The organism is Streptomyces sp. NPDC058812 (assembly GCF_042744565.1).
Lineage (GTDB): Bacteria > Actinomycetota > Actinomycetes > Streptomycetales > Streptomycetaceae > Streptomyces > Streptomyces thinghirensis.
Map to the genome: position 1 here is coordinate 287430 of NZ_JBHYOB010000009.1, position 17364 is coordinate 304793.

The 17364-nt window shown below is 72.6% G+C and carries 13 protein-coding genes and 1 tRNA gene; 9 read left to right on the plus strand and 5 right to left on the minus strand.

Features of this window, described 5'->3' with window-relative positions:
* Nucleotides 1-52: 52 nt before the first annotated feature.
* The 4 genes from ACFW48_RS21060 to ACFW48_RS21075 form a co-directional block, all read right to left on the minus strand.
* The gene (locus tag ACFW48_RS21060) at nt 53-1336 is read right to left on the minus strand and encodes a ketosynthase chain-length factor (protein WP_386316706.1); all 1284 of its coding nucleotides are present in this window, start codon (nt 1334-1336) and stop codon (nt 53-55) included.
* Nucleotides 1333-2604, minus strand: coding sequence for a beta-ketoacyl-[acyl-carrier-protein] synthase family protein (locus ACFW48_RS21065; RefSeq protein WP_386316708.1), 1272 nt, complete (start codon nt 2602-2604; stop codon nt 1333-1335). The genes ACFW48_RS21060 and ACFW48_RS21065 overlap by 4 nt, the downstream gene beginning before the upstream one ends.
* Nucleotides 2601-3068 carry a cupin domain-containing protein gene (locus ACFW48_RS21070; RefSeq protein WP_386316710.1) on the minus strand — a complete coding sequence of 156 codons (468 nt, stop codon included), beginning with the start codon at nt 3066-3068 and terminating at the stop codon, nt 2601-2603. The genes ACFW48_RS21065 and ACFW48_RS21070 overlap by 4 nt, the downstream gene beginning before the upstream one ends.
* 141 nt (nt 3069-3209) lie before the next feature.
* Nucleotides 3210-4451, minus strand: coding sequence for a SchA/CurD-like domain-containing protein (locus ACFW48_RS21075; RefSeq protein WP_386316712.1), 1242 nt, complete (start codon nt 4449-4451; stop codon nt 3210-3212).
* A gap of 265 nt (nt 4452-4716) precedes the next feature.
* Between ACFW48_RS21075 and ACFW48_RS21080 the strand changes: the two genes are divergently transcribed.
* Entirely contained in the window at nt 4717-6612 is a 1896-nt protein-coding gene (locus tag ACFW48_RS21080; RefSeq protein ID WP_386316714.1) for an FAD-dependent oxidoreductase, read from the plus strand.
* 123 nt (nt 6613-6735) lie between these two features.
* Nucleotides 6736-7575, plus strand: a complete 840-nt coding sequence (locus tag ACFW48_RS21085) for a patatin-like phospholipase family protein (RefSeq protein WP_386316716.1) — start codon at nt 6736-6738, stop codon at nt 7573-7575.
* A gap of 117 nt (nt 7576-7692) precedes the next feature.
* Here the strand turns inward: ACFW48_RS21085 and ACFW48_RS21090 are convergent.
* Nucleotides 7693-7764, minus strand: a tRNA-Arg gene (locus ACFW48_RS21090).
* Nucleotides 7765-7907: 143 nt separating this feature from the next.
* On the opposite strand from ACFW48_RS21090, the gene ACFW48_RS21095 reads away from it, so the two are divergent.
* The 7 genes from ACFW48_RS21095 to rho all read left to right on the plus strand — a co-directional run bounded on the left by ACFW48_RS21095 (nt 7908) and on the right by rho (nt 17335).
* Nucleotides 7908-8435 (plus strand): response regulator, encoded by a 528-nt coding sequence (locus ACFW48_RS21095; RefSeq protein ID WP_386316717.1) that lies wholly within the window; start codon nt 7908-7910, stop codon nt 8433-8435.
* A gap of 151 nt (nt 8436-8586) precedes the next feature.
* Nucleotides 8587-9660, plus strand: a complete 1074-nt coding sequence (nrtL, locus tag ACFW48_RS21100; RefSeq protein ID WP_386316718.1) for an ArgS-related anticodon-binding protein NrtL — start codon at nt 8587-8589, stop codon at nt 9658-9660.
* 18 nt (nt 9661-9678) lie between these two features.
* Nucleotides 9679-11070: a diaminopimelate decarboxylase gene (lysA, locus tag ACFW48_RS21105; RefSeq protein WP_386316720.1), complete on the plus strand. Its 1392-nt coding sequence runs from the start codon at nt 9679-9681 to the stop codon at nt 11068-11070.
* Between the two features lie 170 nt (nt 11071-11240).
* The gene (locus ACFW48_RS21110; RefSeq protein ID WP_386316858.1) at nt 11241-12530 is read left to right on the plus strand and encodes a homoserine dehydrogenase; all 1290 of its coding nucleotides are present in this window, start codon (nt 11241-11243) and stop codon (nt 12528-12530) included.
* Between the two features lie 6 nt (nt 12531-12536).
* Entirely contained in the window at nt 12537-13595 is a 1059-nt protein-coding gene (thrC, locus tag ACFW48_RS21115; RefSeq protein ID WP_121749205.1) for a threonine synthase, read from the plus strand.
* Nucleotides 13596-13877: 282 nt separating this feature from the next.
* Nucleotides 13878-14807: a homoserine kinase gene (gene thrB, locus ACFW48_RS21120; RefSeq protein ID WP_210960461.1), complete on the plus strand. Its 930-nt coding sequence runs from the start codon at nt 13878-13880 to the stop codon at nt 14805-14807.
* A 419-nt stretch (nt 14808-15226) separates the two neighbouring features.
* On the plus strand, nt 15227-17335 hold the full coding sequence (gene rho, locus ACFW48_RS21125; RefSeq protein WP_386316723.1) for a transcription termination factor Rho: 2109 nt from the start codon (nt 15227-15229) through the stop codon (nt 17333-17335).
* The last annotated feature ends 29 nt before the right edge of the window (nt 17336-17364 follow it).

A 17364-nucleotide genomic window follows, 5' to 3' on the forward strand; every position in this document is an offset into this window, starting at 1 on the left:
CGGCGCTCGCCCGGAAGCGGCGCTCGGTCGGGGTCGGCGTTGGTCGGGTCGGTCATCGGTCCGCGGACGGCGCGGCGTCGCCCTGCCGCAGGACGAGCGCCGAGTTGGAGCCCATGAGCCCGCGGCCGAGGATCAGGGCCGTGCGCGGCTCGGCGGGGCGGGCCCGGCCGGCCACCACGTCCAGGTCGTGGCACACGTCGAACACGTGCGGGGTGGGCGGGACCAGCCCGTGCTCCATGGCCAGCACCGCCGTCGCCACATCCAGCACCGGTGCCGCGCAGTACGCCCGTCCGGTGCCGGTCTTGGGCGCGGTGACCGGCACGCGCCGCGCGTGCGGGCCGAGCGCGTCGGCGAGGGCCAGGGCCTCGGCCCGGTCGGCCTCCGGGACACCGAGGGCGTCCGCGAACACCACGTCGACCTCCTCGGGCCGGCAACCCGCCTCGGCCAGCGCGCCCTCGATCGCGTGGGCCAGCCCCTGCCGGGACTCCGCCCAGCGGGACGGGCCGGTGAAGGTCGCCGCGTGCCCGGCCACCGTCGCCCGCACCTCCGCGCCGCGGTCCCGGGCCGCCCCCGCCTCCTCCACCACGAGTACGGCACCGCCCTCGGCCGGCGCGAACCCGCAGGCCGCGCCGGTGAACGGGCGGTAGGCACGGTCGGCTTCGGTGGCCCGGCTCAGCTCCGGGTAGCCCAGCTGGCAGACGATCGAGTACGGGGCGAGCGGCGCCTCCGTCGCGCCGCAGACCACCGTGTCGGTGCCGTTCCGTACGGCCAGCGCGGCATGCGCCAAGGCGTCCAGACCGCCCGCCTCGTCGGCGGCCACGACCCCGCAGGGGCCCTTGAAGTCGTTGCGGATGGAGATCTGGCCGGTGCTGGCCGCGTAGAACCAGGCGATCGACTGGTAGGGGCCGACATGCCTGGACCCCTGGCCCCACAGGTTCTGCAGCTCCCGCTGCCCGAACTCGCCGCCGCCCGACCCCGCGGCGGTGACCACGCCGACCGAAAACGGCGACTCGACGTCGGCACGGCCGAAACGCGCGTCGTCCAGGGCCAGTTGGGTGGCGGACAGGGCGAAGTGCGTGAACCGGTCGGTCTGGACGAGGTAACGCCCCTCGACCGTCTCGGCCGCGTCGAAGCCGCGTACCTCGCCCGCGACCCGCAAGGGCAGGTGCTCGCAGCCCTCCCGGGTGACGGGCCCGAGGCTGCTGGTGCCGTCCGCGACCGCCTTCCAGAACGCCTCGACCCCGATGCCGTGCGGGGACACCACGCCCAGTCCGGTGACGACCGCACGCCTGCTTCCGTCCTGCTGATGGCGCCTGGCCCGTTGTGGTCCGCTCATCGCAGCCCTCCTTCGGAACCGCTCAGTACGACGGCGGACTGGAAGCCGCCGAAGCCGCTGCCCACCGACAGCACGTGCCGCAGCGTCCGCTCCCGTGCCTCGCGCGGCACGTAGTCCAGGTCGCACTCGGGGTCGGGGGTCGTGTAGTTGGCCGTGGGCGGCACCACCTGGTGGGCCATCGCCAGCACGCACGCGGCCAGCTCGATCGAGCCGATCGCACCGAGCGAGTGGCCGACCATGGACTTGATCGAGCTCATCGGTGTCGCGTAGGCGTGCTCGCCCAGCGAGCGTTTGACGGCCGCGGTCTCGTGCCGGTCGTTCTGCTGGGTGCCGGAGCCGTGGGCGTTCACGTAGTCGATGGCGGACCCGTCCAGCTCCGCCATGTCGAGCGCGGTGTCGATGGCCCGCGCCATCTCCAGGCCCTCCTTGGTGAGCCCGGTCATGTGGTAGGCGTTGCCGAAGGTGGCGTAGCCGGAGATCTCGCAGTACACGTTCGCGCCACGGCCCCGGGCGTGCTCCAGGTCCTCCAGGACCAGCACCGCGGCGCCCTCGCCCATGACGAAGCCGTTGCGGTCGGCGTCGAAGGGGCGGGAGGCGTGCGCGGGGTCGTCGTTGTTGGGCGAGGTCGCCTTGATCGCGTCGAAGCAGGCCATGGTGATCGGCGATATCGGCGAGTCCGCCGCGCCCGCCAGGCACACGTCGACGCGTCCCTCGGCGACTGCGTGATAGGCGTACCCCACCGCGTCCAGGCCGGACGTGCACCCGGTGGACACCGTCTGCACCGGCCCGTGCACGCCGAACTCCTCGGCCACGGCCGACGACAGCGTCGCCGGGGTGAAGGCGCGCTCCAGGTGCGGCTCGGCCCGCCGGTCGTCCACGTCCCACCGCGAGCCGCGCTCGCTGACGAGGACGTAGTCGTGCTCCAGCCGGGTGGTGCCGCCGACCGCCGTGCCGAGCGTGGCGCCGGCCCGCCAGGGGTCCTCCCGCGCCATGTCGAGGTTCGCGTCCCGCACCGCCTCGGTGGCGGCGACGAGCGCGAACTGCACGTACCGGTCGCACCGCTGGACCGTGGCGAGGTCCAGCCCGTGCTCGGACGGTTCGAAGTCGCACTCGGCGGCGATCTGCGAACGCAGCCCGGCCGGGTCGAACAGGGAGATGCGGCGCGTCGCCGTACGGCCGTCGGACAGCAGGCCCCAGAACTGGGGCACGCCGATCCCGCCCGGGGCGACGACGCCTATGCCCGTGACGGCCACCCGACGCCGGGTCATGACACCGCCTCGGCCGCGGTGGCGGGACGCTCGTGCCCGGCGCGTCCCGCGTGGTCACCCTGGGGGAGGGCGTTGCCCGCCGCGTCCTCGGTGTCGACGTGGCCGAGCTCCGGCCGCGGGGCCAGCGGCCCCAGGTGGAAGACGAGGCGCGCCTCGACGTCACCGACGTTGCGGAAGCGGTGGCGCATGTCCTGCGGGATCAGCAGCCCCTGCCCGGTGGCGAGGGAGTGCGGCACCCCGTCCAGGTCCACCTCCAGCCCGCCCTCGGTGACGTACACGAACTCCTCGGAGTACGGGTGGTAGTGCTCGGCGATGCGGTCGCCGGGCTGCACGATGGCCACGCCCATGAAGCCACTGGTCGACCCGGCGGTGGTGGGCGTGAGAAGGGCGCGGAGGTCTCCGCCGCGGCGGCGGTTCGGCGCGATGTCGCCGAGAGAGACGATGCGTACCTGCTGGTCTGTCATGTCGTTCACTCCGAGGTGACGGGAGGCGGTGGGCGCGGTCGGGAAGACCCGCGCGGCCCGGCGGGCACGGCGTCGGGCACGGCGTCGGGCCCGGCCGGCCGCTTGGTTCGGCCGCGTGGTTCGGGTGGGTGGTCGCGTGGTTCAGGAGGCGGGCGAGCGCCGGTCGGTCAGGGGCGTCATACGGGCCCGCGCGAGCAGCTGCGCCAGCGTGCGGGCCTCCGTCAGAGGCCCGTCGACGCCGAGGGCGGCGGTGTCCAGCAGCCGCTCGGCCACGGCGACCCCGGCGGTTCCGGAGGCGTCGGCGGACACCTGCAGGCCCAGGACGAACGCCGGTGCGTCGTCCGGGTCACCGGCCACGTCGACGAGCCGTACGACGAGGTCGTCGCGGTGGAAGACGGTGGCGGCGAGGACCGGACTGTCCGGGGCGTGCGTGGCGGACGCGTCCTGGCGGGCCAGCAGCCGGGCCAGTTCCGGACCGGCGCCGGCCCGCACCGGGTAGAGCAGCGCGAGCCGCCGCGTGCGCGCGTCGGTCCGGCCGCGGGACGCCACGTGGTGGACGGCGGGCATGGCGGCCCGGGTGAAGAACCGACGGGCGGACTGCGGGTCCCGAAGGTCCCGGTCCTGCTCCAGATGCGGGTTCAGGGCCTCCTCGACGGCCCGCACCCCGGGCTGCCGGGCGACATGACGCAGCGCGGCCTGCAGGTCCCCCCGCACCTCGACGGCCCGTACGACCCGGTTGCCGTGCAGGAAGAGCGAGGTGCGCAACAGCCGCGTGGAGTCGTCGACACGGGCCTCGGGCGACGCGTAGTCGGACAGCAGCCGGGCGACCTCGGCCTCGCTGCCGGGCCGTACGGTGAAGGTCAGGGCGTGGCGTACGACGTTGCCCCCGATCCGGGGAGCGGACCGCAGCGGCTCGCCGGCCGCTGCGGGCGAGGCGGACGAGGCCGGTTCGCCGACGGTCTCCCGAAGAACGCTGTAGCGCAGGGAGCGGGTGTCGCGGACGCAGTCCTGGAGGGGTTCGACGGTGTCCAGGTGCTCGTCGCTGTTGACCCAGGCCAGAAAGGGCGCCGCGCTTTCCCACTCGCTCGTGAGGAGCCACTGGGTGGGGTTCTCCAGGGACTGGCACAGCTGGTCGCTGACGTGTCCCGGTACGGCGGCGACCCGGTCGCGGATGCGCTCGTAGGCGTCCAGGAACTCCTGCTGCATTCCGTCGTGGATGTCCAGCATCAGGACGACCCGCACACGGGATCCGTCGAACGCGGATATCGACACGCCGCCCGCGTCCGTGGACACGGCGGCCGGTGCCGCCGTGGTGTCCGTCGCGTCCGTGGCCAGGGCATCCGCCGACACGGCATCCGTCGCTACGACGGGAGAGACCGTCATCCGGCCCACCTCTTCTCCGGGGATCTTCCTCGTGGACTGGGGGGCGATCGTCGCGGCGCGCGCCAGGCCGGCGGGGTTGCGACGGTCGCGTAAGCACGATCGTGTGCCGTGCCCGCGGGGACCGCGAACCAGGAGGGTTAAGCGGGTGAAGCCTGAGCCGCCGCGGGCCTCGGCGGGCCGTACGGGGCATGCATGAGGCCCCGGCGCACACCTGCCGCGGGGCGAGTCACGCGACGCCGGCCCGACATACGGAGGACGAACGACAATGAACGAAAGAGCCGACCGGTCCGGCGCAGCCGCCCCCGGGGGCGGGACCCACCGCGTCCCGGTCCTCATCGTCGGCGGATCCCTGGTGGGCCTGTCCACCTCGGTGTTCCTGGGGCGGCTGGGCGTCCGGCACACCCTGGTGGAGCGTCACGCCGGCACCTCCATCCACCCCCGCGGGCGCGGCAACAACGTCCGCACGATGGAGATCTTCCGGGTGGCCGGCACCGAGCCGGACATCCGGAAGGCCGCCGCCACCCTGGCCGACAACCACGGCATCCTGCAGACGCCCACACTGGTCGGCGACGCGGGGGAGTGGCTGTTCAAGCAGATCGACGCGGGAGGCGGGCCGGCCCGCCTCAGCCCCAGCTCCTGGTGCCTGTGCAGCCAGAACGACCTGGAACCGGAACTCCTCACCCACGCCACGAACCTCGGCGGCGACCTGCGCTTCGGCACGGAACTGCTGTCCTTCGAGGCCGACACCGACGGCGTCACGGCGATCGTGAAGAGCCGGGAGACCGGCGAGCACACCACCATCCGCGCGGACTACCTGGTCGCCGCCGACGGCCCCCGCAGCCCCGTCCGCGAGCAGCTCGGCATCGGTCAGAGCGGCCCCGGCGACCTCTTCCACAACATCAGCATCACCTTCCGCTCCCGCCGCCTCGCCGACGTCGTCGGCGACCGCCGCTTCATCGTCTGCTACCTGACCAGCGAGGACGCGGACGGCGCCCTGCTCCCGGTCGACAACCGCGAGAACTGGGTCTTCCACGCCCCCTGGCACCCCGAACAGGGCGAAACGGTCGAGGACTTCACCGACGACCGCTGCGCGGCCCACATCCGCCGTGCCGTCGGCGACCCGGACCTCGACATCGAGATCACCGGCCGGGCCCCCTGGCACGCCGCCCAGCGCGTCGCCCGCAGCTACCGCTCCGGCCGCGTCCTCCTGGCCGGCGACTCGGCCCACGAGATGTCCCCCACCGGCGCCTTCGGCTCCAACACCGGCATCCAGGACGCCCACAACCTCGCCTGGAAACTCGCCGCGGTCCTGGAGGGCTGGGCGGGCGACGGCCTCCTGGACACCTACGACGCGGAACGCCGCCCGGTCGCGGAGGCCACCAGCGCCCGCGCCGCGGCCCGCTCGGTGGAACACAGCCACCCGGGCTTCGCGCCACCGCCGGGGCTTGGCGGCGGCGGGGTCGGTGGGCTCGGGGGTGGTCTGGGCGGCGGTCCGGGCGGGGGGTCGGGCGGCGGCCCTGCTGGCGGCCCCGGTAGCGGCCCTGCTGGCGGCCCCGGTGGCGGCCGGGGCGGCGGCCCTGATGGTGCCCCCGGTAGCGGCCGCGGCGGCGACACGGGTGGTGGCGGCCCGCGCGGAGGCCGCGGTGAAGGCGGCCCCGCCGGCGGCGGCCCGCAGCGCGGCATCCTCAACGTCGCCCTCGGCTACCGCTACCCCCAGGGCGCGGTCGTCGGCGCCGACCCGGGAGCGCCGGTGGTCCCCGAGAGCCTGGACCTCACCGGCGCCCCCGGCAGCCGAGCCCCTCACCTCTGGCTCCGCCGGACCGGCGACGACGCCGCCCGCGCCGTCTCCACCCTCGACCTCTACGAGGACTCCCTGGTCCTGCTCAGCGACGCGGCGCAGCCCACCGGTTGGCACGAGGCGGCGACGCACCTGGCGGCCGCCATGCGGGTCCCGCTGAAGTCGTACCGCGTGGGCGGAACACCGGAGGCCGACCTGACCCCGGACGACGACACCGACTGGGCGAAGGCCCACGGAGTGACCCGCGGCGGCGCGGTCCTCGTCCGCCCCGACGGCTTCGTGGCGTGGCGCTCCCCGGGCCCGGCCCCGGACCCGGAGTCGATGCTGCGCCAAGTCGTGAGGACGGTCCTGGCACGGACGTGACATGACGGCGGCCCTGCCCGGCCCACCACCAAGCGTGGACCACTCCCCGGTTACCTGCTAGCGTCTCGCTGGAAGACTAACCGGGGAGTACTCCCCGTTACTTGGTGTTCGGGAGGGGCGGGCATGGCGGACACGGCACTGGTGCTGGGCGGAGGAGGTCTGACCGCCTACGCGTGGCAGATCGGCGTACTGGCGGGACTGGCCGACGCCGGGGTGGACCTCGCGGGCGCCGACGTCCTCGCCGGCACGTCGGCAGGCTCACTGCTGGCGCTGGACCTGGCGGGCGGATCGGCCCCGGCCGACCTGTACGCGGAGCAGGTCGAGCGCAAACGGGCCATGCTGGACGTGGACTTCACCTTCGCGATGACGGTCAAGTACCTGTGGGCCGCGCTGGGTTCACGCGACCCGAAGACGGTGATCAAACGCATCGGCCGACTGGCCCTCACCGTGCGCGACGTCCCGGAGGCCGAGGTCTTCGAAGCCATCGGCCCTCAACTCCCGACCCGCACCTGGCCGCAGAAGCCCATACGTCTCTTCGCCGTCGACGCCCTCACCGGCGAGCCGACGGCCTTCACCGCCGACAGCGACGTCGACCTCCTGCACGCGATGTCGGCCACCTGCGCACTGCCACCCCTCTTCCCGCCGATCACCATCGGCACGGGCCGCTGGATGGACGGCGGCATACGTTCCACGACCAACGCCGACCTGGTCGACGACTGCGCGCGGGTCGTCGTACTGGCACCCATCCCCAAGGCGGCGGGAGCGAGCCCGAGCGTGGTGACCCAGGTGCGGACCCTCGTCTCGAACGGCACCCGAGCCACCCTCGTGACCCCCGACCGCCAAGCCCGCCGCGCCTTCGGCCGCAACCCCCTGGACGCCGCCCGCACCCCGGGCGCGGCCCGGGAGGGGCGACGGCAGGGCACGGCGCAGGCGGACCACATCAGGACGCTCTGGCACGACTGAAACGCCCCGATCGACGAGCTGCAGCCCGTACTGGGCAGGCACACGCCTGCACATACGCGAAGACCCCGGCCTCAGCGTTTCCGCTGGTGACGGGGTCTTGGGCACACTTACACAGTGTGCCCCCGGCAGGATTCGAACCTGCGCACACGGCTCCGGAGGCCGTTGCTCTATCCCCTGAGCTACGGGGGCGTGTCGGTCGCGTTCGGTGTTGCTCGCGGCGACGGGTAGAACACTACCAGCTCCCCCGGAGTGGTCATGAACGGGTTTTCGCGGGTCGTGCCGCCTCCCGGGGCGTCAGCCGAGGGGGCGTTGTCCCCCCGCACGGGGTGGAAGTGGGGAAAACCCGGACGCGGTGGCCGGTCCGGACCTACTCTCGAGTTGTGCCTAGGGCGTCTGGCCGGGTTCTTGTTGTGGACGACAACAAGGTCATCCGGCAGCTGATCAGGGTCAATCTCGAGCTGGAGGGCTTCGAGGTCGTGACCGCGGCCGATGGTGCCGAGTGTCTTGATGTCGTCCATCAGGTGCGGCCCGACGTCGTCACGCTGGACGTGGTCATGCCCCGGCTGGACGGGCTCAGGACCGCCGCCCGGCTGCGTGCCGATCCGCGTACGCGGGACCTTCCGCTCGCCATCGTCAGTGCCTGTACGCAGTACGAGGTCGAGGCCGGGTTCGATGCCGGGGTTGACGCCTTCCTCTCCAAGCCCTTCGAGCCCGCCGAGCTGGTCGGGCTCGTACGGCAGTTGGTCGAGCGGAGGGGCGGTGGAGTCGGTGCGGGGAGTGAGGGGGCGGGGGCGTCCCCGGCTTCTCGTCCCAGCGTTCTCGGCTTCGCCGGGGAGAGTGAAACGCCTGCTCAGGCCTAGTCGGGCGGGTGGTCGGTACGAGATCGGTGCGAGGCGCGCCTTCGTGAGTGGTCCGCTTCGTGGGCCCGCGCCCGCGCGGTTTCCGTCCACATCCCGGGACTGCCACAAACCAGTTCGCCTACCCACCCCCCTCCTCCCATACGCTTGACCCGTGACCCCCGTAGAGCTCTCCCGCACCGTGCTGCACGCGGTGCGTCGCGCTGTCGACGCGGGTGAGCTGAACGTGACCGTTCCGGCGCGGGCCGTGGTCGCTCCGCCGGGGCCCGGAGGGTGCGGGGACTACGCCACCAGCATCGCCCTCCAGCTCGCCCGGCCGGCCGGGCAGCCGCCCCGCCGGGTCGCCGAGGTGCTGCGGCCGTATCTCGTGGACGCCGACGGCATCACGGACGTCGTCCTCACCGGGCCGGGGTTCCTCAACATCAGCCTCCACGGCACCGCGCCCGCCGACCTCGTCGCGGAGATCCTGCGGCACGGGCCCCGGTACGGGCACGGGCGCGCCGACGGCACCGGCGGGGAAAGCGGCGGCGTCGTGCGGCTGCACTGCCCCCACGATCTCCGTGCCGTCGTCGTCGCCGAGGCCGCCGCCCGCATCCTGCGCTCCCAGGGCGCCCTCGTCCGCACCAGCTGCACCGCCCCGCCCGAGCCCGAGTGGACCGCCATCCTCGGCGTGCGCGTCGACGTGGTCGGTCCGGCGCCCGTGGCTCCGCCGGCCGACGTGCGGCCCGTCCCGGCCCCCGCCGACCCGCTCCGCCTCGGTCGTGACGCCGGTCGCTGGGCCCTGCTCCACCCCGCCGCCCACGACCGGCCCCGGATCGGCGACGAGCACCTCGTCCAGCGTGCGGGCAATCCGCTCTTCCGCGTGCGGTACGCCCACGCCCGCACCCGCGCCCTCTCCCGCAATGCCGCCGATCTCGGCTTCGCCGCCGAACCCGGTCCGGTGTCCGGCACGGCGCAGGACGGCACGGCGCAAGATCTCCTCGTCGCCCTCGCCGACCACCCGCGCGTCCTCGCCGCCGCGGCGGAGCACCGCGCCCCCGACCGGCTCGCCCGGCACCTCGTCACCGTCGGCGACGCCGCGCTGCCCTTCCTGCCCACCGTGCTGCCGCGTGGTGGGGAGAAACCCACGGCCGCCCACCGTGCCCGGCTGGCCCTCGCCGAAGCCGTCGGGGCGGTGCTGGCCGGCGGCCTGTCCCTCCTCGGTATCGACGCACCCGACCACCTCTGAGAGAGCACAGAAGACGCCATGAGCCGTTCCGCACACCCCGCCGGGCCCCGTCACGCCGACGTTCTCCCCGAGGGGCACTATTCCGCCCCGCCCGCCGACCTCAACGCCCTCGACCCCAAGGTCTGGGCCCAGACCGTCGAGCGGGACGCCGACGGAGTCGTCACCGTCGGCGGGATGACCGTCACGCGGCTCGCCGAGGAGTACGGCACCCCCGCGTACGTACTCGACGAGGCCGACTTCCGGGCCCGGGCGCGGGCCTGGCGTACCGCCTTCGGGGCCGATGCCGACGTCTTCTACGCGGGCAAGGCCTTCCTGTCGCGGGCCGTCGTGCGGTGGCTGGACGAGGAGGGGCTGAATCTGGATGTGTGCTCCGGTGGGGAGCTCGCGACCGCGCTCTCCGCCGGGATGCCCGTCGACCGCATCGCCTTCCACGGCAACAACAAGTCGCCGGAGGAGATCGAGCGGGCCGTGCGCGCCGGGGTCGGGCGGATCGTGCTCGACTCGTTCCAGGAGATCGTGCGGGTCGCCCACATCGCCCAGTCCCTCGGGGTCCGGCAGCGGGTGCAGATCCGGATCACCGTGGGCGTCGAGGCGCACACGCACGAGTTCATCGCCACGGCTCACGAGGACCAGAAGTTCGGGATTCCGCTGGCCGGCGGGCAGGCGGCGGAAGCCGTGCGGCGGGCGCTCCAGTTGGATGGGCTCGAGGTGATCGGGATCCACTCGCACATCGGGTCGCAGATCTTCGACATGTCGGGCTTCGAGGTCGCCGCCCACCGGGTGGTCGGGCTGCTCAAGGACATTCGCGACGAGCACGGCATCGAGCTGCCCGAGATCGACCTCGGCGGCGGGCTCGGCATCGCGTACACGAGTGACGACGACCCCCGTGAGCCGCACGAGATCGCCAAGGCGCTGACCGAGATCGTGACGCGGGAGTGCGAGGGCGCGCGGCTGCGAACGCCTCGTATCTCCGTCGAGCCCGGGCGCGCCATCGTCGGGCCCACCGCCTTCACGCTCTACGAGGTGGGCACCGTCAAGCCCCTCGACGGGCTGCGTACGTACGTCTCCGTCGACGGCGGCATGTCCGACAACATCCGCACCGCGCTGTACGACGCCGAGTACAGCGTCGCCCTCGTCTCCCGCGCCTCCGACGCCGAGTCCATGCTCGTGCGCGTCGTCGGCAAGCACTGCGAGAGCGGGGACATCGTGGTCAAGGACGCCTTCCTGCCGGGCGACCTGGCGCCCGGTGACCTCATCGCCGTACCGGCGACCGGGGCGTACTGCCGTTCCATGGCCAGCAACTACAACCACGTGCTGCGCCCGCCCGTCGTCGCCGTACGGGACGGCGAGGCGCGGGTCGTCGTGCGGCGGGAGACCGAGGAGGACCTGCTGCGTCTCGACGTCGGATGAGCACGCGGTCGGGGCCCGGAGGCGGCCCGCCGCGGGGACGCAAGATCTTTCGTCTTCCGCCCCTGCGAAAATGAAATAAACGTCTCACGATCCGGACGAAAGGCAGAAAATCCCGTCCGGTGCGTGAGACTGGTCCAACCGTAGACGGTATGAGGAAACGAGGTCGGATGATGCGTACGCGTCCGCTGAAGGTGGCGCTGCTGGGCTGTGGAGTGGTCGGCTCAGAGGTGGCGCGCATCATGACGACGCACGCCGACGACCTCGCCGCCCGGATCGGGGCCCCGGTGGAGCTCGCGGGCGTGGCCGTACGGCGGCCCGACAGGGTGCGGGCGGGGATCGATCCCGACCTCGTCACCACCGACGCCACCGCCCTGGTCAAACGCGGGGACATCGACGTCGTGGTCGAGGTCATCGGCGGGATCGAGCCCGCCCGGACCCTCATCACCACCGCCTTCGAGCACGGCGCCTCCGTCGTCTCCGCCAACAAGGCCCTCCTCGCCCAGGACGGCGCCGCGCTGCACGCCGCGGCGGACGCCCATGGCAAGGACCTGTACTACGAGGCCGCCGTCGCCGGCGCCATCCCGCTGATCCGGCCGCTGCGCGAGTCCCTCGCCGGCGACAAGGTCAACCGGGTGCTCGGCATCGTCAACGGGACGACCAACTTCATCCTCGACGCCATGGACACCACCGGCGCCGGATACCAGGAGGCGCTCGACGAGGCCACCGCCCTCGGGTACGCGGAGGCCGACCCGACCGCCGACGTCGAAGGGTTCGACGCCGCCGCCAAGGCCGCCATCCTCGCGGGGATCGCCTTCCACACGCGCGTGCGCCTCGACGACGTCTACCGCGAGGGCATGACCGAGGTCACCGCCGCCGACTTCGCCTCCGCCAAGGAGATGGGCTGCACCATCAAGCTCCTCGCCATCTGCGAGCGGGCCGCGGACGGGGCGTCGGTCACCGCGCGCGTGCATCCGGCGATGATCCCGCTCAGCCACCCGCTGGCGAACGTGCGCGGGGCCTACAACGCCGTCTTCGTCGAGTCCGACGCCGCCGGGCAGCTCATGTTCTACGGGCCCGGCGCCGGCGGTTCGCCGACCGCGTCCGCCGTGCTCGGCGACCTCGTCGCCGTCTGCCGCAACCGGATCGGCGGCGCGACCGGACCCGGCGAGTCCGCGTACGCGGCGCTTCCCGTCTCGCCGATGGGCGACGTCGTCACGCGCTACCACATCAGCCTCGACGTGGCCGACAAACCGGGCGTGCTCGCCCAGGTCGCGACCGTGTTCGCGGAGCACGGTGTCTCCATCGACACCGTGCGGCAGTCCGGCAAGGACGGCGAGGCCTCCCTCGTCGTCGTCACCCACCGTGCGTCCGACGCCGCCCTCGGCGGTACGGTCGAGGCGCTGCGCAAGCTCGACACCGTGCGGGGTGTCGCCAGCATCATGCGGGTTGAAGGAGAGTAACCAGCAATGACCCACCAGTGGCGCGGAATCATCGAGGAGTACCGGGACAGGCTGCCCGTCTCCGACAGCACGCCCGTCGTGACGCTCCGCGAGGGCGGCACGCCGCTCGTGCCCGCGCAGGTGCTCTCCGAGCGCACGGGCTGCGAGGTCCACCTCAAGGTGGAGGGTGCGAACCCGACCGGGTCCTTCAAGGACCGCGGCATGACCATGGCCATCAGCAAGGCCAAGGAGGAGGGTGCGCAGGCCGTCATCTGCGCGTCCACCGGCAACACCTCCGCCTCCGCCGCCGCGTACGGCGTGCGGGCCGGGATGGTCTCGGCCGTCCTCGTTCCGCAGGGCAAGATCGCGCTCGGCAAGATGGGCCAGGCCCTCGTGCACGGCGCGAAGATCCTCCAGGTCGACGGCAACTTCGACGACTGCCTCACGCTCGCCCGCGCACTGAGCGACAACTACCCCGTGGCGCTGGTCAATTCGGTCAACCCGGTGCGTATCGAGGGGCAGAAGACGGCCGCCTTCGAGATCGTGGACATGCTCGGCGACGCTCCCGACATCCACGTCCTGCCGGTGGGCAACGCGGGCAACATCACCGCGTACTGGAAGGGCTACCGGGAGTACGCCGCCGACGGGGTCAGCACGAAGGCGCCGCGCATGTGGGGGTTCCAGGCCTCCGGCAGCGCCCCGATCGTGCGCGGCGAGGTCGTCAAGGACCCGTCGACCATCGCGACCGCCATCCGCATCGGCAACCCCGCCTCGTGGGACTTCGCGCTCGCCGCGCGGGACGAGTCCGGCGGCGCCATCGACGAGGTGACGGACCGTGAGATCCTGCGCGCCTACCGGCTGTTGGCCTCCCAGGAGGGCGTCTTCGTGGAGCCCGCGTCCGCCGCGTCGGTGGCCGGCCTGCTGAAGGCCGCCGAGCAGGGCAAGGTCGACCCGGGGCAGCGGATCGTGTGCACCGTCACCGGCAACGGACTGAAGGACCCGGACTGGGCCGTCGCCGGTGCCCCGCAGCCGGTCACCGTCCCGGTCGACGCGGCGACGGCGGCCGAGCGGCTCGGACTGATCTGAGTCCGCGACACTCCCACCGGCGTACGAGGGCGTAAGCGACGTCCAGCCGGAAAAGTCGCTTATGGGGGGTGCACAGGGGGCTTACGACACGCATCGTGCGCCTCCTGTGCGCCCTATGTCGCCACTGAACCTTCCTTCGATAGGCTGTACCCGAACCCGCCTGCCGCATATGCCGCTCAGCCGCGCCGGCAGCGGCGGCCACCGAGGGTTCCGTACGTCATCGAATGTCAGTCATCGAATGTCATTCGACAACCCACGCAGCTCAAGGAGAGTCATCAAGCGATGGCCGGTCCAGCGTTCCGCGCCGCCGCCGTCCGGGTGCGCGTCCCCGCCACCAGCGCCAACCTCGGTCCGGGCTTCGACGCCCTCGGGCTCGCGCTGGGTTTGTACGACGACGTGGTCGTCCGGGTGGCCGACTCAGGGCTGCACATCGACATCGCGGGTGAGGGCAGCGAGACGCTGCCGCGCGACGAGAAGCACCTCCTCGTCCGCTCCCTGCGCACCGCCTTCGACCTCCTGGGCGGACAGCCCCGAGGCCTGGAGATCGTCTGCGCCAACCGCATCCCGCACGGCCGCGGCCTCGGCTCCTCCTCCGCCGCCATCTGCGCCGGCATCGTGGCCGCGCGCGCGGTGACCATAGGCGGCGAGGCCCGCCTCGACGACGCCGCGCTGCTCGACCTCGCCACCGAGATCGAGGGCCACCCCGACAACGTGGCGGCCTGTCTGCTGGGCGGTTTCACCCTGTCCTGGATGGATTCCGGCGCCGCCCGGGCGATCAGGATGGAGCCCGCCGATTCCATCGTTCCGGTGGTTTTCGTGCCCGGAAAGCCGGTGCTGACGGAGACCGCGCGGGGGCTGCTCCCGCGCAGTGTCCCGCACGTCGACGCCGCCACCAACGCCGGCCGCGCCGCGCTGCTCGTCGAGGCGCTCACCAGGCGCCCCGAGCTGCTGCTGCCGGCCACCGAGGACCGCCTGCACCAGGAGTACCGAGCCCCGGCCATGCCGGAGAGCGCCGCACTGGTGGAACGGCTGCGCGGCGACGGCATCCCCGCGGTGATCTCGGGTGCCGGACCCACGGTGATGGCACTGGCCGACGCCGACACGGCCGACAAGGTCGAGGCGCTGGCCGGGACGGAATGGGCGGCCAACCGGCTCAGCCTGGACCAGCAGGGCGCGAGCGTCCTGCCCCTGGCAACCTCCAGCGACATTTAGACGCGTGCGGTTGCCGGATTTCGAGAGGGGGAATGTTTGTTGGATCCGGTAGTGTTAACCTCAAGTCTGCACCCGACCCCACCATGGCGAGGTGCCTCGTGTCCCCGTCCGGGACAGACATTCTTCCGGGAGCCCCCCAAGCCGCATTGTGTGGTGGATGTCGTACGTGATCAGTAGATCAGTACGGCCGACACGGACACTGAGCGGCCCGCCGGGCACGTTTCGGAACCGGTGCGACCACGCCGTATGACACAGACACTGGGTGCCACGGCTAGGGGAAGCGCCATCACCAGATATCTCTTCCGCCGTTCAGGCGGACCACCGCCCCGGCACGGTTCGCACAGCAAGGACCGATGCCGGACAGCACAACCGGTCGCCGAGCCAGACAGGCCGACGTCCGCTCCAGGGAAGGACCCTTCGTGAGCGACACCACCGATCTGATGGGCGCACGTGTCGAGGAGACCGCTGCCGCGCCCTCCACGGACGCCTCCGCGCCTGCCACCGGTGCCGGCTCCCGGCGGCGCCGCGGTACCGGCCTCGAGGGCATGGTGCTGGCCGAGCTGCAGCAGGTCGCATCCGGCCTCGGCATCAGGGGCACCGCGCGTATGCGCAAGAGCCAGCTGATCGAGGTCATCAAGGAGGCGCAGGCCGCGGGCGGAGCCCCCGCCAAGGCCGCGCCCGCCGCGGACGCCGCCGGCGAGACCAAGCCGAAGCGCCGCAGCACCTCCCGGTCCCGTACGGGCGACGAGGCCCCCGCCGAGAAGGCGGAGAAGGCCGGCAAGGCCGAGAAGAAGGCGGAGAAGGCGGTCGCCGACAAGAGCGACGCCCAGCAGCAGATCGACATCCCCGGCCAGCCGTCGCCCAAGGTCGCGCCCTCGGCCGACCAGGCCGGCGCCCCCGCCGACGAGGCCCCCTCCGAGCGCCGTCGTCGCCGGGCCACCGCCGACGCGGGCAGCCCGTCCGCCGCCACCGAGACGGTGGCCGTCGAGTCGCGGAGCGAGCCGAAGGCCGATTCCTCCGCCCAGCAGCAGTCGCAGGGCCACCAGCAGGGCCAGGGCGACGCCCGCTCCGACGGTGAGGGCGGCGAGGGCCGCCGCCGCGACCGCCGGGACCGCGGCGACCGCGACCGTGACCGTGGGGACCGCGACCGCGGTGACCGCGGACGTGACCGTGGTGACCGCGACCGCCGCAACAAGGGCGACGACCAGCAGAACCAGGGCGGCCAGCGTCAGCAGCAGGGCGGCGGACGCCAGGACCGTCAGCAGCGGGCCGACGAGGACGGGGACGATTTCGAGGGCGGCCGTCGCGGCCGTCGCGGCCGCTACCGGGACCGCCGTGGCCGCCGTGGGCGCGACGACATCCAGCAGGAGCCGCAGATCAACGAGGACGACGTCCTCATCCCGGTCGCCGGCATCCTCGACATCCTCGACAACTACGCGTTCATCCGGACCTCCGGCTACCTGCCCGGCCCGAACGACGTGTACGTCTCCCTCGCCCAGGTCCGCAAGAACGGCCTGCGCAAGGGCGACCACCTCACCGGTGCCGTGCGCCAGCCCAAGGAGGGCGAGCGCCGCGAGAAGTTCAACGCCCTGGTGCGCCTGGACTCCGTCAACGGCATGGCGCCCGAACACGGCCGCGGGCGGCCGGAGTTCAACAAGCTGACGCCGCTGTACCCGCAGGACCGCCTCCGCCTGGAGACGGACCCCGGCGTCCTCACCACCCGCATCATCGACCTCGTCGCGCCCATCGGTAAGGGGCAGCGCGGTCTGATCGTGGCCCCGCCGAAGACCGGCAAGACCATGATCATGCAGGCGATCGCCAACGCGATCACGCACAACAACCCCGAGTGCCACCTGATGGTCGTCCTGGTCGACGAGCGTCCGGAAGAGGTCACCGACATGCAGCGGTCGGTGAAGGGCGAGGTCATCTCCTCGACCTTCGACCGTCCGGCCGAGGACCACACCACGGTCGCCGAGCTGGCCATCGAGCGCGCCAAGCGCCTGGTGGAGCTGGGGCACGACGTGGTCGTCCTGCTCGACTCGATCACGCGTCTGGGCCGTGCGTACAACCTCGCCGCCCCGGCCTCCGGCCGCATCCTGTCCGGTGGTGTCGACTCGACGGCCCTGTACCCGCCGAAGCGCTTCTTCGGTGCGGCCCGCAACATCGAGGACGGCGGCTCGCTGACCATCATGGCCACCGCGCTGGTCGACACCGGCTCGCGCATGGACGAGGTGATCTTCGAGGAGTTCAAGGGCACCGGCAACCTCGAGCTCAAGCTGGACCGCAAGCTCTCCGACAAGCGGATCTTCCCGGCGGTGGACGTCGACTCGTCCAGCACCCGCAAGGAAGAGATCCTGCTGGGCAGCGACGAGCTCGCCATCACCTGGAAGCTGCGCCGGGTGCTGCACGCGCTCGACCAGCAGCAGGCGATCGAGCTGCTCCTCGACAAGATGAAGCAGACCAAGTCGAACGCGGAGTTCCTGCTGCAGATCCAGAAGACGACGCCGACGCCCGGCAACGGCGACTGAGTCGCAGCCGCCCCACTCCGGCGCGGTCC

Bases quoted from the DNA above. Each gene is read 5' to 3' on its own strand.
- ACFW48_RS21070 (WP_386316710.1), bottom strand. From the start codon at position 3,068: ATGACAGACCAGCAGGTACGCATCGTCTCTCTCGGCGACATCGCGCCG.
- ACFW48_RS21080 (WP_386316714.1), top strand. From the start codon at position 4,717: ATGAACGAAAGAGCCGACCGGTCCGGCGCAGCCGCCCCCGGGGGCGGG.
- thrC (WP_121749205.1), top strand. From the start codon at position 12,537: ATGACCCACCAGTGGCGCGGAATCATCGAGGAGTACCGGGACAGGCTG.
- thrB (WP_210960461.1), top strand. From the start codon at position 13,878: ATGGCCGGTCCAGCGTTCCGCGCCGCCGCCGTCCGGGTGCGCGTCCCC.
- ACFW48_RS21060 (WP_386316706.1), bottom strand. From the start codon at position 1,336: ATGAGCGGACCACAACGGGCCAGGCGCCATCAGCAGGACGGAAGCAGG.
- ACFW48_RS21085 (WP_386316716.1), top strand. From the start codon at position 6,736: ATGGCGGACACGGCACTGGTGCTGGGCGGAGGAGGTCTGACCGCCTAC.
- ACFW48_RS21110 (WP_386316858.1), top strand. From the start codon at position 11,241: ATGCGTACGCGTCCGCTGAAGGTGGCGCTGCTGGGCTGTGGAGTGGTC.
- ACFW48_RS21065 (WP_386316708.1), bottom strand. From the start codon at position 2,604: ATGACCCGGCGTCGGGTGGCCGTCACGGGCATAGGCGTCGTCGCCCCG.
- lysA (WP_386316720.1), top strand. From the start codon at position 9,679: ATGAGCCGTTCCGCACACCCCGCCGGGCCCCGTCACGCCGACGTTCTC.
- ACFW48_RS21075 (WP_386316712.1), bottom strand. From the start codon at position 4,451: ATGACGGTCTCTCCCGTCGTAGCGACGGATGCCGTGTCGGCGGATGCC.